This window comes from Salinicola corii (assembly GCF_008298015.1).
GTDB lineage: Bacteria > Pseudomonadota > Gammaproteobacteria > Pseudomonadales > Halomonadaceae > Salinicola > Salinicola corii.
In genome coordinates this window covers 25,712-39,748 of record NZ_VTPX01000015.1, presented here as the reverse complement: position 1 = coordinate 39,748, position 14,037 = coordinate 25,712, and the positions used below count along the sequence as shown (strand labels likewise).

Annotated in this window: 14 protein-coding genes; 8 read left to right on the top strand and 6 right to left on the bottom strand. The window is 64.3% G+C overall.

The window, feature by feature from the left end; all coding sequences use genetic code 11:
- Nucleotides 1-76: 76 nt before the first annotated feature.
- The 4 genes from F0A16_RS18885 (at nt 77) to F0A16_RS18870 (ending at nt 2,896) form a co-directional block, all read left to right on the top strand.
- Complete coding sequence (locus F0A16_RS18885) at nt 77-757, top strand: HAD family hydrolase (protein WP_149437148.1); 681 nt, start codon at nt 77-79, stop codon at nt 755-757.
- Nucleotides 758-922: 165 nt separating this feature from the next.
- Nucleotides 923-1,297 (top strand): translation initiation factor Sui1, encoded by a 375-nt coding sequence (locus F0A16_RS18880; RefSeq protein WP_149437146.1) that lies wholly within the window; start codon nt 923-925, stop codon nt 1,295-1,297.
- 99 nt (nt 1,298-1,396) lie between these two features.
- The gene (locus tag F0A16_RS18875) at nt 1,397-1,816 is read left to right on the top strand and encodes a YbaY family lipoprotein (RefSeq protein WP_149437144.1); all 420 of its coding nucleotides are present in this window, start codon (nt 1,397-1,399) and stop codon (nt 1,814-1,816) included.
- Between the two features lie 87 nt (nt 1,817-1,903).
- Nucleotides 1,904-2,896: an aldo/keto reductase gene (locus tag F0A16_RS18870; protein ID WP_149437142.1), complete on the top strand. Its 993-nt coding sequence runs from the start codon at nt 1,904-1,906 to the stop codon at nt 2,894-2,896.
- A gap of 22 nt (nt 2,897-2,918) precedes the next feature.
- On the opposite strand, the gene F0A16_RS18865 is transcribed toward F0A16_RS18870, so the two are convergent.
- Nucleotides 2,919-3,812, bottom strand: a complete 894-nt coding sequence (locus F0A16_RS18865; RefSeq protein WP_149437140.1) for an NAD-dependent protein deacetylase — start codon at nt 3,810-3,812, stop codon at nt 2,919-2,921.
- Nucleotides 3,813-3,966: 154 nt separating this feature from the next.
- On the opposite strand from F0A16_RS18865, the gene F0A16_RS22305 reads away from it, so the two are divergent.
- From F0A16_RS22305 to F0A16_RS18850, 3 genes are all read left to right on the top strand, one after another.
- Nucleotides 3,967-4,245, top strand: coding sequence for an MASE2 domain-containing protein (locus F0A16_RS22305; protein WP_149437223.1), 279 nt, complete (start codon nt 3,967-3,969; stop codon nt 4,243-4,245).
- 44 nt (nt 4,246-4,289) lie between these two features.
- Nucleotides 4,290-5,204, top strand: a complete 915-nt coding sequence (locus F0A16_RS18855; RefSeq protein ID WP_149437138.1) for a nuclease-related domain-containing protein — start codon at nt 4,290-4,292, stop codon at nt 5,202-5,204.
- 105 nt (nt 5,205-5,309) lie between these two features.
- Nucleotides 5,310-6,284, top strand: a complete 975-nt coding sequence (locus F0A16_RS18850; RefSeq protein ID WP_149437136.1) for a sugar kinase — start codon at nt 5,310-5,312, stop codon at nt 6,282-6,284.
- Here the strand turns inward: F0A16_RS18850 and F0A16_RS18845 are convergent.
- Nucleotides 6,281-6,877: a hypothetical protein gene (locus tag F0A16_RS18845; RefSeq protein WP_149437134.1), complete on the bottom strand. Its 597-nt coding sequence runs from the start codon at nt 6,875-6,877 to the stop codon at nt 6,281-6,283. The two genes, F0A16_RS18850 and F0A16_RS18845, sit on opposite strands and share 4 nt — an antisense overlap.
- Nucleotides 6,870-8,495, bottom strand: coding sequence for a sodium:solute symporter family protein (locus F0A16_RS18840; RefSeq protein WP_149437132.1), 1,626 nt, complete (start codon nt 8,493-8,495; stop codon nt 6,870-6,872). Before F0A16_RS18840 ends, F0A16_RS18845 begins: the two co-directional genes overlap by 8 nt.
- A 32-nt stretch (nt 8,496-8,527) precedes the next feature.
- Here F0A16_RS18840 and F0A16_RS18835 point away from each other — a divergent pair, with 32 nt between their 5' ends.
- Nucleotides 8,528-8,956: an ATP-grasp domain-containing protein gene (locus tag F0A16_RS18835; RefSeq protein WP_149437130.1), complete on the top strand. Its 429-nt coding sequence runs from the start codon at nt 8,528-8,530 to the stop codon at nt 8,954-8,956.
- On the opposite strand, the gene betT is transcribed toward F0A16_RS18835, so the two are convergent.
- The 3 genes from betT to F0A16_RS18820 form a co-directional block, all read right to left on the bottom strand.
- Nucleotides 8,919-10,982, bottom strand: a complete 2,064-nt coding sequence (gene betT, locus F0A16_RS18830; RefSeq protein ID WP_149437128.1) for a choline BCCT transporter BetT — start codon at nt 10,980-10,982, stop codon at nt 8,919-8,921. The genes F0A16_RS18835 and betT overlap by 38 nt on opposite strands.
- A 559-nt stretch (nt 10,983-11,541) precedes the next feature.
- Nucleotides 11,542-12,876: a deoxyguanosinetriphosphate triphosphohydrolase gene (locus F0A16_RS18825; RefSeq protein ID WP_149437126.1), complete on the bottom strand. Its 1,335-nt coding sequence runs from the start codon at nt 12,874-12,876 to the stop codon at nt 11,542-11,544.
- A 150-nt stretch (nt 12,877-13,026) separates the two neighbouring features.
- Nucleotides 13,027-13,890 carry an isocitrate lyase/PEP mutase family protein gene (locus F0A16_RS18820; protein WP_149437124.1) on the bottom strand — a complete coding sequence of 288 codons (864 nt, stop codon included), beginning with the start codon at nt 13,888-13,890 and terminating at the stop codon, nt 13,027-13,029.
- Between the last annotated feature and the right edge of the window lie 147 nt (nt 13,891-14,037).

Below are 14,037 nucleotides of genomic sequence, written 5' to 3'. Positions count from 1 at the left end.
AGTCAACCGCAGCGGCCCGACACATCATCACCGGCCGGCGTAACATCCACTGACAGCGCCCTCGAGGCGACCCACCATGCCCGATCCCCTCTGCTTGCTTTTCGATTGCGATGGCACTCTGGTCGATAGTGAACCCCTGCTCGCCGAAGTCATGGCGAAGTATCTGAATCAGGCTGGCTTGCCCTTTCAGGCCAGCGAGTACATGACGGACTTTCGTGGCGCACGGTTCGCCAGCATCGTTTCCCATCTGGAACGACTGCACGGGCGTCTCGAGGATCCCGTTCGTCAGCGAATCGAGACGGCGATGCGTCAGGAGATGCACGAACGCATGGTCGACGAACTCAAGCCCATCGCCGGCGTGCCGGAAGCGCTCGACGCGCTCGGCGCCCTGCCGCGCTGCGTTGCCTCCAACGGGCCCGAGACCAAGATTCGGCGAGCGCTGGACAGCACGGGATTGCGGGGCTTCTTCGGCGATCACATCTACAGCGCCTACACCGTGGGCAGCTGGAAGCCGGCGCCGGGCCTGTTCCTGCACGCCGGCCGCGACATGGGCTTCGCACCGTCCGACTGCATCGTGATCGACGACGCCCAGGTGGGCGTCCGCGCCGCGCTGGCCGCGGGAATGCGGGTCGTCCATCTCAATCGCTTCCCCGACCTCGAGCCCACGCCCTCCGGCGCCATCGGGATTCGCCACATGCGCGAACTGCCGGCGGTGATCGACAAGCTGATCCCGGCCCTCGCCGTCGGCAACCTCTAGCAGCTCGACCGAGCGCGTTCGGCGGCAGCCACCGACCGAGGATCCACCGCTGACGGCGATGATCGCGGCCCGAGCCCCTGGCTCGGGCCGCGATCGTTGTGGATCGCTCGTTAGCGGCCGGATGGCCGCGTTATCATGTGCCCTTCACGTCTTATCGGAGTTCCCATGCCTTCGTTACAGGATCAACTGCGCGGTCTGGTCTATTCGACCGAACATGGCGAGACCTGCCCCGACTGCCGTCGCCCTGTCGCCGAGTGCGAGTGCCGGGCGCGCGAGGAAGCCGAACGGATCGCCGCGCTCGACGGCATCGTTCGCATCCGGCGTGAGACCAGTGGCCGCAAGGGCAAGGGGGTGACGACGATTCAAGGCGTGCCGCTGGATGCCGAAGCGCTGAAAACGCTGGCCAAGTCGCTCAAGAAACGCTGTGGGACGGGCGGCTCGGTCAAGGATGGCGTGATCGAGATCCAGGGCGACCATCGCGATGTGCTCAGGCGTGAGCTGGAATCGCTAGGCTACAAGGTCAAACTCGCCGGGGGGTGATCCCGGAGAGCTCCCGCGCCGTGCCCGGTGCAGGGAATTTACGCTCCGTTCTCCTGTCCCAGTGGTACCGCCGCGCGCTTCAACGCTCAAGGGGATTCGATGTTCTCGTTCAACGCTTCATGGTGGCTCCGACTCGCCACTGCCGCACTGGCACTCGGGATGCTGGCGGGCTGTGCCGGCGGCCCCCGGTTCGACACCCTCGCGGCTCGCGTGGTTGCCGACGAGCCGGTCACGTTGCCCGAATCCGCGGTGCTCGAGGTCCAGCTCAAGGACATTTCCACCGGCGACGTACTGGCCAGCAGCCGCTACGAACAGCTGGGGCGGCTGCCGATTCCGGTCACGCTGCAGTATGCCGCCGAAGCGATCGATCGCGACGATCTCTATCGCCTCAGCGCGCAGATTCGCGACGACGACCGTATCCTCTACCTGAATCCCGATCCGGTGTCGGTTTTCGGCGCCGGTGACGCCGCCGAACCCGACATCCCGGTCACGACCACCGGCGCGGCACCGACTCGCTGAAGAGACCACCCGCCGAAGGTACGGCTTGTGGTGGACGGGCTGGCACCTCACCCTGTAAATCTTCGATTCATCACCAAGGAGGGCAGGATGGAAACACTGACATTACCGGGTACGGATATCGTCACCTCGCGTATCGGCCTCGGTACCTGGGCCATGGGCGGACGCATGTGGGGCGGCACCGACGACCCCAACGCGATTCGCACCATCCACGCCGCCATCGACCGGGGCGTCAACCTGATCGATACCGCCCCGGCCTATGGCTTCGGCCACTCGGAGGAAGTCGTCGGCAAGGCGGTTGCCCAGTCCGACCAGCGCGACAAGCTGGTACTGGCGACCAAGGCCGGCCTCGAGTGGTACGACGACAACAGCCTGGCCCGCAATGCCACCGCCAAGCGCCTGGAGAAGGAGCTCGACGACTCGCTGCGGCGACTGAAGACCGATCATATCGATCTCTATCAGATTCACTGGCCGGATCCCCTGGTCGAGCTCGAGGAGACCGCCACGGCGATGGCGCGCTTCCACCGCGAAGGCAAGATCCGGGCGATCGGCGTGAGCAACTTCTCCCCCGAGCAGTGCGACATCTTTCGCCGGTCGGCGCCACTGCACACGCTGCAGCCGCCCTACAACCTTTTCGAGCGCGATATCGAAGGCGAGATCCTGCCTTACGCCGAGGACAACGACCTGACCCTGCTCACCTACGGCGCGCTCTGTCGTGGGCTGCTCACCGGCAAGATGCACCCGGACTACACCTTCAGCGGCGACGATCTGCGCAACAAGGATCCCAAGTTCCTGCCGCCGCGCTTCGCCCAGTATCTGGCCGCCGTCGACGCGCTGACCGAACTGGCCCGCACCCGCCACGATAAGAGCGTGCTGGCACTGGCGGTGCGCTGGATCCTGGACCGTTCGCCCAACATCGTCGCGCTGTGGGGCGCCCGCAAGCCGGAACAGGTCGACCCGCTGGGCGACATCACCGGCTGGCGTCTGAGCGACGAGGACATGGCGGATATCGACGCGATTCTGTCGAAGCAGGTGAAGGACCCGGTCGGCCCGGAGTTCATGGCACCGCCGACGCGCCAGTGAACGCCCGGTACCGCTGGCGACATCAGAACCCGGCCTCGGCCGGGTTCTTTCGTTCCGGGGCGTTGCCGCGTCGCCGCCGTTCCAGCTCGTCGACCAGCGCCGTCAGCGTCGGCCCGATCGGCGCCGCGATCTTGAGCGCGAACAGCTCATCGGCCCGCGTGGTGCCGAGATTGACGCAGGCGAGCGACTTGCCGTCCCTGGCCGCCCGACGGGCAAAGCGAAACCCGGAATAGACCATCAGCGACGACCCGATCACCAGCACCCCCGAAGCCGCCTCGAGGGCATCGAAGGCCCGTTCGACGCGGGCCCTGGGGACGTTGTCGCCGAAGAACACCACGTCCGGCTTGAGAATGCCGACATGACAGCGATGACAGTTCGGCACCACGAAGGTCGAAAAATCGTAGCCATCGAGATCGGCATCGCCGTCCGGCCCGAACTCCGCGGTCAACGCCAGCCATTGTGGATTGAGGCGGGAGAGCTCGTCGTGGAGCGCATGGCGCATCATCGTCGCGTCGCAGCGCAGGCACTTCACCACGTCGGCCTGCCCATGCAGATCGATGACGCGACGGGCACCCGCACGCTGATGCAGGCCGTCGACGTTCTGGGTCACCAGCGCGGTGATGCGCGACTGCCGTTCCAGCACCGCCAACGCCCGGTGCGCCTGGCCGGGATGCGCGTTGGCCAGGGCACGAAATCCGACCAGGCTACGCGCCCAGTAGCGCTGCCGAACCCCGTGACTCCCCATGAAAGCCTGATGACTGACCGGTGGCGGCCGCTTCCAGTCGCCCCGCGCATCGCGATAGTCGGGAATGCCGCAGTCGGTGCTGACGCCGGCGCCAGTCAGCACGAACAGTCGCGGGTGGCGCTCGACGAAATCGACCAGCGCCGCGAGATCCGGAATTGACTCTTTGGACATGCTATTTTCCGGCGACCGATGTTAGATATGAAAGATAGATACGATTCGTTGACACAATATAGGCGTCTTCGACGCCGGATGGCTGCCGACATGCCCGATACGCCTCTGGATCCCGTGGTCGACAAGCGTTTGAGGGGCATGTCTCGCTAAACGCATCTACGCGCCACGGACCCTTGGGCTTCTGATTGGCGGACTGTGCATCGGTAGCGCGCTCCATGAATTGCCGACCCCACCTTGGGTCTGGACGCTGTGGGCAAGGCAGATCCTGTTCTGGTCTCGCCTACTGGCGAGCGAGGCACCACGCCTCACCCTATCGTGCCGAACGTCAGAATCTCGGCGCCATCAGGCGCTCTACGCGGCCAAGCATGCCGGACGCAACCGGATCTGCATCGACGGCGCACCAAGATCGCAGACGACACTCGACCTCGGCTAGAATGGAGCCTCTTCCCGCCCACGCCACTGCAAGGACAACCGCTCATGGCCTGGTTGGAGTACGTGCTGCCGCTGATCTTTCTCGCCCCGCTGGGCGCCGCCGCGCTGGTGGCGATCACCCTGCGCGACGTGCAGACCGTCGGCCTCCGCTCCCCGCACGACGGCAAGCCGATCCGCGAAATCGCCCAGGCGCACCGGGACCGGCTGGAAAAAGCGCGCATGGTGTTCTTCCTCGATGCCACGCTGGCGCCGACGCTCACCCTGATGCCACTGGTCTACGGCATGGGCCGGATGCTGTTCGCCGAGGAGCAGAGCTGGCTGGAGTGGTCGCTGTACGGCGTCGTCAGTACCTTGCTGGCGATGCTGTTCTGCTTTTTGATCCTGCGCGACGTGCAGCGGGTGCGCCGCCTGACGCGCAGCCTCGCCTGTGAACTGGCGGTGGGACAGGCCCTGGACCACCTGATTCGCCCGCTGGCCAAGCCTTACTTCGTATTCCACGACTTCCCCGCCGACTCCTACACCATCGACAACGTGCTGGTGACGCCGCAGGGCGTGTTCGTGATCCAGACCGTGGCCCGCGAGTTTCCGCTCGATATCGAGGGCCACCCCATCAATACCGTCTCGGTGGAGAGCGAGCGGCTGCGCTTTCGCGGCTGGAACGAGCGTCAGGTCCTGCGCAAGGTCAGGCTTTCGACGGTCTGGCTACGTCAGTGGCTGGCGCGTCACGCCAAGTTGAGCGTGCCGGTGAGCGGCATACTGGTGCTGCCCGGCTGGGAGATCGATGACGAGACCGAGCATCTCGGCGACAGCCGCGATGTCCGGGTAGTCGATGGCGCCGATCTCGCCACGCAGTTGGGCACTGCCCAAGGCGAAGCGATCGACGACGCCCAGCGCCAGCATCTGGTGGAGGTCCTGAACCGGCGCTACCAACGCGTCGAGAACAAGCCACCGCCCCAGTGACATCTCCGGGGCGACGTTTCGCAGCGGCTCCCCGGACGCGACTTCCCCACTATTCTTTCACGTCACGTTTTCGACAAAGCGTGCTTGCACCCACCAGGAGACGCCATGCCCCGTTCCGATACCCGCACCGATTACGATGTCCTGACGTTTGGCGAGGCGATGGCGCTGTTCATCGCCGACGATCAAGGGCCGCTGGATCAGGTGACGAGATTCCATCGCCGCACCGCCGGTGCCGATACCAATGTCGCGATCGGACTGTCGAGGTTGGGCTTCGACGTTCGCTGGCTCAGTCGGGTCGGCGCGGATCACAACGGCACCTTCCTGCAGCGAGCGCTGGAGGCCGAGGGCCTCGACTGCCGCCATGTCCGGCATGACGCAGCGAACGCCACCGGAATGATCTTCAAGGAGCGTGCCATCAACGGCGCCGATCCTCACGTCGAGTACGTCCGCCGGGGCAGCGCGGCCAGCCACCTGAGCGTCGCCGACGCCAGCGATGTCGAGCTGGAGACGGCCCGCCATCTCCACGCCACCGGTATTCCGCCCGCCATTTCCGATTCGGCGCGCGAACTCTCCTTCCACCTGCTGCGCCAGGCTCGCCGCGCCGGACTGTCGGTCTCGTTCGATCCCAACCTGCGTCCCAGCCTGTGGCCCAGCGAAGCGGTCATGATCGAGACCCTCAACGCGCTGGCCGCGGAGGCCGACATCGTGATGCCGGGACTGGGCGAGGGGCGCATGCTGACCGGCCGCGAGACGGCCTACGACATCGCTGGCGACTACCTCGATCGGGGCGCCAGGGCAGTGGTGATCAAGCTCGGGCCGGAAGGCAGCTATTTCCGCACCGCCGACAGCGAAGGCACCGTCGGCGGCTCGCCCGTCGCGCAGGTCGTCGATACCGTCGGCGCCGGCGACGGTTTCGCGGTGGGCATCGTCAGCGCGTACCTGGACGGACTGGACTGGCACGCGGCGCTGCATCGCGGCAACCTGATCGGCGCCCGCCAGGTCCAGGTGATCGGCGACATGGAAGGTCTGCCCAACCGGGAGCAGCTGGTCGCCATGGAGCGCAGCGGTGACGCCCGCTAGCCAGGAACGCGCTCGTCATCCCGCGTCGATGGCCGACCGTTGGCGGCCTCGGCGCGCGCTCGGTCGCGAAGCCCGGCCAGCACCGCCGGCTTGAGGGCACCCAGCGCCTCGCCGGAGAGGCCGCTGAGAACGATCAGCCTGGCATGGCGGCCCGGCCGCCCTGGCGCATACCCCAGCCACAGTGGAAATTCGACCGGACGCAACGTCGCAGGCATGACCCGCAGCGCCCACCGCCGCGGCCGGGCCAGTCGCTCCCACAGCCACCAGCGCTCGAACTGCGAGAGCGTCGGCGGGCCACCGCCTTCCAGGACCAGCGCGCCGTCACGTTCCGCCGGGTGGGAGGTCAACGCCCCCGCCATCAGCATGGCTCTCGGCAGATTGTCGGCCGCCAGCAACCAAGCCAGCGTTTCTCCCGTGTCGCGGCCGATCGCCAGTGCCCACAGCGACAGCCACGCCGGCTCGAACCGCTCGGCACCGTAACGCCGCAGCCGGGGCTCGGCGGCGACGGCGCCCAGTCGCCGAGGCAGTCTCGCCGTCGGCGCCGTCGTGCCCACCTCCGGCATCATCCGCCGCTCGTCCTCGCGATCAGCCATTGGCCCAGGCCTGCAGCAGCCCCAGCGCGGCCAGCGACACGAAGAACCAGAGGATCAGGCCGAGGCAGCGTCGCCGCGTCAGGCGCGCATCGCGGCCAATCTCGGCGGCACCGTCACTGCGCCCCTTGAGGATCGCCTGCATGTCGGGCGCGGTCTCGTCGATCACCACGTCCGAGAGCTGCGCGGCCGACGGTGCCGGCGCGGTCAAGCTCACGGCGTAGCCGACGACGACCGAGACGATCAGCCCCACGAAATTCTGGTAGAGCCAGGAGACATCGGTCTGCGAGACGGCCCACACCGCCGCCATACCGACGATGATGCCGCTGACCGCCCCCCTGCCGTTGCTGCGATGGCTGAGCACGGCCAGCAGGAAGGTCCCCAGCAGCGCGCCGTAGAACCAGGAACCGATGCGGTTGACGGCTTCGATGACCGGGCCGAGATTACCGGCGAAGAACGCGAACGCGGTGGCGTAGAGCCCCCAGAAGATGGTCGCCCAGCGCGACGCCTTGAGGTAGTGCTTCTCGTCGGCGTCGGGCCTGACGTAGCGGGCGTAGAAGTCGCGCACCGTCACCGCGGAGAGCGAGTTGAGCGCGGAATCCAGGCTCGACATCGCAGCCGCGAACACGCCCGCGATCACCAGCCCGGTCACCCCGACGGGAAAGGCGTTGACCACGTAGCGCGGGAACAGCTCGTTCAGGTTGTCCGGCGCGGTGAGGCCGTGCTGCTGGTAGTAGGCGGCGAGCATTACGCCGATGAACAGGAACAGCAGCATCTGCGGCACCAGCAGATAGCCGCCGATCAGCAGCGAGCGCTGCCCCTCGGCGATCGAGGGGCTGGTCAGCACCCGCTGGATCTGGCTCTGGTCGGTCCCGAAGTAGGCGACGTGCATGACCACGCCACCGATCAGCCCCGCCCATAGCGAGTAGGTCACGGTGGGGTCGAGCGATAGGTCGATGGTATCGAACATGCCGCTGGCGGCACCGTAGGCGAACACGTCGCCCCAGCCGCCGGGCAGGCTCGAAACCATCAGCACCATGCTCAGGATCGCGCCCAGCCACAGCACAAACATCTGGATCACGTCGGTCCAGATCACCGCGCTGATGCCGCCGAGCACGGTGTAGCTCACTGCGATCACCGCCATCAGCACGATGGTCAGATTGACATCCCAACCGGTCACAACCGAGAGCACCAGCGCCGGCGCATAGAGCACCACGCCCGTGGCGAGGCCGCGCGCGATCAGGAACAGCAGCGCCGCCAGCGACCGGGTCAGTGCCCCGAAACGACGCTCGAGCAGCTCGTAGATGCTGTAGATGCCGGCGCGATGGAAGATCGGCACCAGCACGACGATCAGCACCGCCATCGCCAGCGGCACGTTGATGAACGTGGCCAGGCGTTCCAGGCCACCCTCGAAACCCCAGCCGGGCGCACCGATGAACGTGATCGCGCTGGCCTGGGTTGCCATTACCGACAGGCCGATGGCCCAGCCGGGAATCTTGCGACCACCGAGAAAGTAGTCCTGCGTGCTCTCCTGATCCTTGCCGAAGCGGGCTCCCACCCAGGCAATCCCCACCACGTAGACGATCAGAACCGCGGTATCCCACCAGGTGAAAGCGCCCACATCCCGTCCTCACTTTTTTGTTATCGACAAAATTGAGCGTAGCACGTCGCTCTCGCCGCGCTTGGCGACATCACGGGTTAGGTATCGCGTCCGATATATCCCAGGGCGGCACGATCGATCACGAGGACATCCCCTCATCCGCGCTCGCGCTGGTTCAGCGTGTGGCCGCGCGCATGGGGGTCGATCACGCTGGATTCGACGTCGCCATGGTCGGGGATCACCCTTTCCTGTTCGAGCTCAACCGTCTGTTCGGCACTCAGGGGATCGCCGACCCCGGCAGGACGACCGCTACCGCGATCCTGGAATGGCTCTCCCGCAGCCAGGGCACGCCTGCCGCGAATGATGCGGGCATCGAGACGCCTTCCGGACAAAAAGACCCCGGCCAGATGGCCGGGGTCGTGGTCAGCGAGAAGAGAACCGATGTCAGCCTGGCGGCTGCTCGGGACTATCGGGCATGTTGATACTCCCTGGTTCCATGCGATTGAGATGCAGGAACTGCAGATGTCGCTCGTACTGGTCGAGGATGTCATCGATGACCTGCTCGCGGCTATAACCCATCAGGTCGTAGCCCTGGCTACCCTCCAGCAGGTATACCTCCAGACGATAGTAGCGACTGCTGCTGCGCGGTGTTCGCATGGCGAAGGACGGCGTCGAGAACGGATGCGTCCAGATCTGGTAGGCGAAGTTCTGCTCGCTGCCGAGATCGACGTAGAGCGAGAGGTAGTCGTCACCGTTCTGCGTGCCGGTGCTGATATCGACCTCGACGCCCTGCTTCATCAGTTCCTCGCGTACCGCATCCATCGCAGGCCGTCCGGTCTCTTCCAGGAACTGCTGCGCCTGCTGACGATTGGGGAACGACATGGCTCGCTTGAGTCGTGTCTTCCAGTCGTGAGCCCGATCGCGACTGCCGACCGACATACGCCCCGAGAGCGAGCCGGACAGACTGAGCCGATGGCTATCTTCCTTGAACGCCTCGACCTTCAACGCCTTGTAGAGCCCCGCAATCATGAAGAACAGTACGATCGAGAACGGCAGACCGGTGATGACCACAGCACTCTGCAGCGTCGACAGCCCCCCGGCCAGCAGCAGCGACAGGGTCAGCACCCCGATCACCGCCGACCACAGGATGCGCATCCAGATCGGTGCATCGCTGTTGACGTCCTTCAGCTTGGAGGTGAAGTTCGACAGAACCAGGGCGCCCGAGTCACCGGAGGTGACGAAGAACACGATGGCCAGAATACTGACCGCAATGGTCGAAATGACCGGGAACGGGTACTGCTGCAGGAACAGATAGATTCCTGCCGGCGGCGTCTCCATGACCTGCTGACCGAAGTCGGTGGCGCCGTTCATCGCCATGTCGAGCGCGCTATTACCCAGAATCGACATCCAGATCATCATGAACGCGATCGGCAATGTCAGCGTTCCGGCCACGAAAGTGCGGATGGTGCGACCGCGCGAGATACGCGCCAGGAACAGCCCGACGAACGGGCCCCAGGCGATCCACCAAGCCCAGAAGAACAGAGTCCAGCCGTTCAGCCAGTCGGTCGGACGGTCGAAGGCGTAGGTGTTGAACGACATCGAGATGAAATTGGACAGGTAGTCACCGACATTCATGACTAGGGCGTTGAGCAGGAACACCGTCTTGCCGGCGAACAGAACGAACAGCAGCAGGGCAATCGCCAGCAGAATATTGAACTCGGATAGACGGCGAATCCCCTTCTCGACACCGGTCACCGCGGAAATCGTGGCGAACAGCACGATCATCAGCACCAGGATGGTCTGGGTCCAGGCGCTTTCCGCGATGCCGAACATGAAGCTCAGACCGTAGTTGAGCTGGATGACGCCGATTCCAAGACTGGCCGCGATGCCGAACACCGTGCCCAGCACGGCGGCGATATCCACCACATGGCCGATAGGGCCGTAGATTTTCTTGCCGAAGATCGGATAGAGCGCGCTGCTGATGGTCAGCGGCAGGTTGTGCCGATAGCTGAAGAACGCCAGAGACATGCCCACTAGCGTGTAGATCCCCCAGCCCGACAGGCCCCAATGGAGGAAAGTCAGCTGCATCGCGTGACGGGCGGCTGCCACCTGGTCACTCGGCGTATTGGGCGCGTTGTAGAACTGAGTCAGCGGTTCCGCCAGGGCGAAGAAGATTACCCCGATACCGATGCCGGCAGAGAACAACATCGCCGACCAGGAGAAGATATTGAAGTCGGGCCTCGAATGCTCCGGCCCGAGGCGAATCTTGCCAAAGCGGGAAAAGCCCACAAACACCACGAAGGCCAAGTAGATGACGACTGTCAGAAAGTAGTACCAGCCGAAAGTGTTGGAGATCCAACCCAGCAGCGCGTTGATGATGCCGTTCGCTTGCTCGGTAGCGATCATCGCCCATAGCGAAAAGGCGACGATGCCAATGACCGACCCATAGAAGACGATTGGATTCAGCCTGTCCTGGGTCGTGGAATTATTATCGGGGCTTGTGCTCATGCGGCTCCCATCATGTTCAGATAGTTTGCGTTGACGAGCATCAGCGCACCCTGGAGGCTGACGTGGCCTGCAGGGGCACAGGGCGTTGAAACCCTTGACTCGTTTCCGTATTCCCGCCGCGAGGCCTTATGACCTCGAGTTGAGTTAAGTCGACCTCGGTCGTTGAATCCAGCCACACCTTCAACGGAAGATTCGACCCACTCTTTGCCCTGACACTCCGCAGTCGCCTGCCGGGCTTCGTGTCAGGTCGTGGAACCGCCAGCCAACTCGTCGCGCATCTTTGCCAGGTTGGTGATGCCGACACTGGCGTATGAAAGATGGCTCATCGCCGGATAAAAGCGAGAATGGTTTCTCCCATCGGGGGGGAGGCGGCGACATTGACAAGCGGTCTGAAGCTATCGACAGTAATTTTTATTGATTAACCGTTCAATTAAAATACGGCGTTATGGACCGACTTTCAACAGCCCTACCCAACACTCGCATGATGCGATGGGCCGATGGGTACCAAAAACGACGAGGCCGGACACGGGCCCGACGACGAGATGAAAAAGCGGGGGACTCAGTCGCCCTTGAGGCGCCCACCCATCTCCTGGGCCAGTTCGACCGCGTAGTGGTCGGTCATGCCGCCGATGAAATCGAGCATTCGACGATAGCTGTCGTAGAGCGGCCAGTTCGGCTTCGGCGTGTTCTCGCCGATCAGCGCGAGGACACGCTGATGCTTGAAGGAGGAGTGCCCGGTGTGATGCAGCTCGTGGGCCGCGCCGATGAATGCCTCCAGCAGAATACCGAGCGTGGTATAAGCGCCGATCTCGAGCTTGGCCTTGCGCTCGTTCTGGAAGATGCGCTCGCGGGCCAACTGCTTGGCCGAGGAAACGCCCCAGGTGAGATCCGGGTGACAGAGCTCGAGCAGATCATCATTGAGCGTGCCGTTGAGCAGCGCTTTCTCGTGTTGAACGAAGACATCACCGACTTCATTGACGGCGCGCTCCATCGCCGCACCGCGCAGCGCCGCGATCCGTCGGCGCTGCGACACCCCTTCGACGGCCATCTGCTCGTATCCCGTCGGCGGCTCGCCGGCAATCTGTAGCAGCACCTGTGCGACCTCTTCATACCGCAAGATGCCCATCTCCAGGCCATCTTCGAGATCAAGCAGCGCATAGCAGATATCGTCCGCGGCCTCGACCAGATAGGCCAGGGGATGGCGGCACCACTTGGAACCATCGACGGACTTGAGCCCGAGCCGCTCGGCGACCTCGATCAGCAAATCCTTCTCGGACTGGTAGCAGCCGAACTTGCCCATCTGGCCGCCGTGCTCGACCGTCCACGGATACTTGAGCAGCGTGCCCAACGTTGCGGCGGAGAGCCGCATGCCGCCGCGAAACTGGTTGTACTCGATCTGGGTCACGATCCGGAAGCCCTGGGCGTTCCCTTCGTAGGTCAGCAGATCCCGGCGCTGCGCCTCGTCCAGCCCCTCCAGCAAACCGCTCCCCTGCGCCTCGGCCCACTTGAACCAGTCGCGAATCGCATATTCACCGGCATGGCCGAATGGCGGGTTGCCGATATCGTGGCCGAGACAGGCTGCCTGGACAATGACGCCGAGATCGGCGGGCGTGACCCAGCCCGGCAGGCTGTCGCGCAGTTGCTCGCCGACGATCATTCCCAGACTGCGACCGACACAGCCGACCTCGATCGAGTGGGTCAACCGGGTATGGATATGATCGTTATCGGTCAGCGGATGAACCTGGGTCTTGCGTCCCAGGCGCCGAAATGAACCGGAGAAGACGATACGGTCGTAGTCCTTGTGGAACGGACTACGGCCAATTTCACCACGCGACGTCCGAGCATCGTGCAGTCGGACGGGATCGAGCAGGCGTTCCCATTGCATGACAGTCATCGTCATCTCCGTTCGAGGAAAATACAGCTTCGGGCGGCCTAGAATGCCGCTTCGTGACAACAAGGGAAACCGCTGACCGGATCGACCCGACGCTTACCAATGTTTCGCCGCGCAGCTCTACTCGTCGTCGCTCGTAGCCTTGGCTCGTCGCTATTCTTTCACATCCATGTACTCGCGGGCCCAGATCCGATACTCCTCGAGCGTCGAGTACCGCGTCGACAGCTGCGAAGCGTCCAGGTCGTTGGTGGCAATGTTGCGCTGCTCGCGCAGGCAGTCATAGGTCGCCTTGATCGCCGCGAAGTAGGCGGCGTGACCGTTGACCACGATGCGCACCCCGAGCCTGGCCAGTCGCGCTCGATCACGTAGCGCCGGATTGTCGTAGGTCACCAGCATCAGCGGCACCGTCAACGGCGCCGCCAGCTTTTCGAGATGCTCGAAGTCCCTGACGCCGACCAGGCAGATGGCATCGACGCCGGCCGCCTGATAGGCCCGGATGCGGGCGACGGCAGCATCGTCATCGAGCTGGCCGGCATTGGTGCGTGCAATGATCGACAACGCCGGGTCGATCCGCGCCTCGAGTGCCGCGCGCATCTTGCCGACACCCTCCTCGACGGGAATCAGATCGGTCGACTTGTGCCCATACTGCGCCGGCAGCAAGGTATCCTCGATCGTCAGCGCGGCGACACCGGCACGCTCCAGTTCGGTGATCGTACGCATCACGTTGAGCGCGTTGCCGTAGCCATGATCGGCGTCGGCGATCACCGGCAGTCGCGCCACGCGGCCGATCCGGGTGGCCTGTTCGACGAATTCGCTCAAAGTGATCAAGGCGAAATCGGGCGCCGCCAGCACCTGCAGCGAGGCGACCGATCCCCCCAGAATGCCTACCTCGAAGTCGAGATCGGCGGCGATGCGAGCCGACATCGGGTCGAACACCGACGCGGTGTAGTAGCACTCGCCGCTGGCGAGCAGTTCGCGGAAGGCGTTGCGTAAATCATGCTGCGAAGGGGTCGTCACGGGACACTCCTGTTCTTTACCCCCGTCATTCGAACTGGGGCGCGATGGAAAAAACTCCCGGCCGATGCCGATGGCACGTCGGTGAATGCGTCGGCGGGGGTCGACAATCCTACCACTAAAGTTTGAGAGCGCGACGCCGGTACGACA

Coding starts and splice junctions, on each gene's coding strand:
- F0A16_RS18880 (WP_149437146.1), top strand. CDS start 923: ATGCCTTCGTTACAGGATCAACTGCGCGGTCTGGTCTATTCGACCGAA.
- F0A16_RS18865 (WP_149437140.1), bottom strand. CDS start 3,812: ATGTCCAAAGAGTCAATTCCGGATCTCGCGGCGCTGGTCGATTTCGTC.
- F0A16_RS18845 (WP_149437134.1), bottom strand. CDS start 6,877: ATGGCTGATCGCGAGGACGAGCGGCGGATGATGCCGGAGGTGGGCACG.
- F0A16_RS18825 (WP_149437126.1), bottom strand. CDS start 12,876: ATGACTGTCATGCAATGGGAACGCCTGCTCGATCCCGTCCGACTGCAC.
- betT (WP_149437128.1), bottom strand. CDS start 10,982: ATGAGCACAAGCCCCGATAATAATTCCACGACCCAGGACAGGCTGAAT.
- F0A16_RS18875 (WP_149437144.1), top strand. CDS start 1,397: ATGTTCTCGTTCAACGCTTCATGGTGGCTCCGACTCGCCACTGCCGCA.
- F0A16_RS18850 (WP_149437136.1), top strand. CDS start 5,310: ATGCCCCGTTCCGATACCCGCACCGATTACGATGTCCTGACGTTTGGC.
- F0A16_RS18870 (WP_149437142.1), top strand. CDS start 1,904: ATGGAAACACTGACATTACCGGGTACGGATATCGTCACCTCGCGTATC.
- F0A16_RS18885 (WP_149437148.1), top strand. CDS start 77: ATGCCCGATCCCCTCTGCTTGCTTTTCGATTGCGATGGCACTCTGGTC.
- F0A16_RS18855 (WP_149437138.1), top strand. CDS start 4,290: ATGGCCTGGTTGGAGTACGTGCTGCCGCTGATCTTTCTCGCCCCGCTG.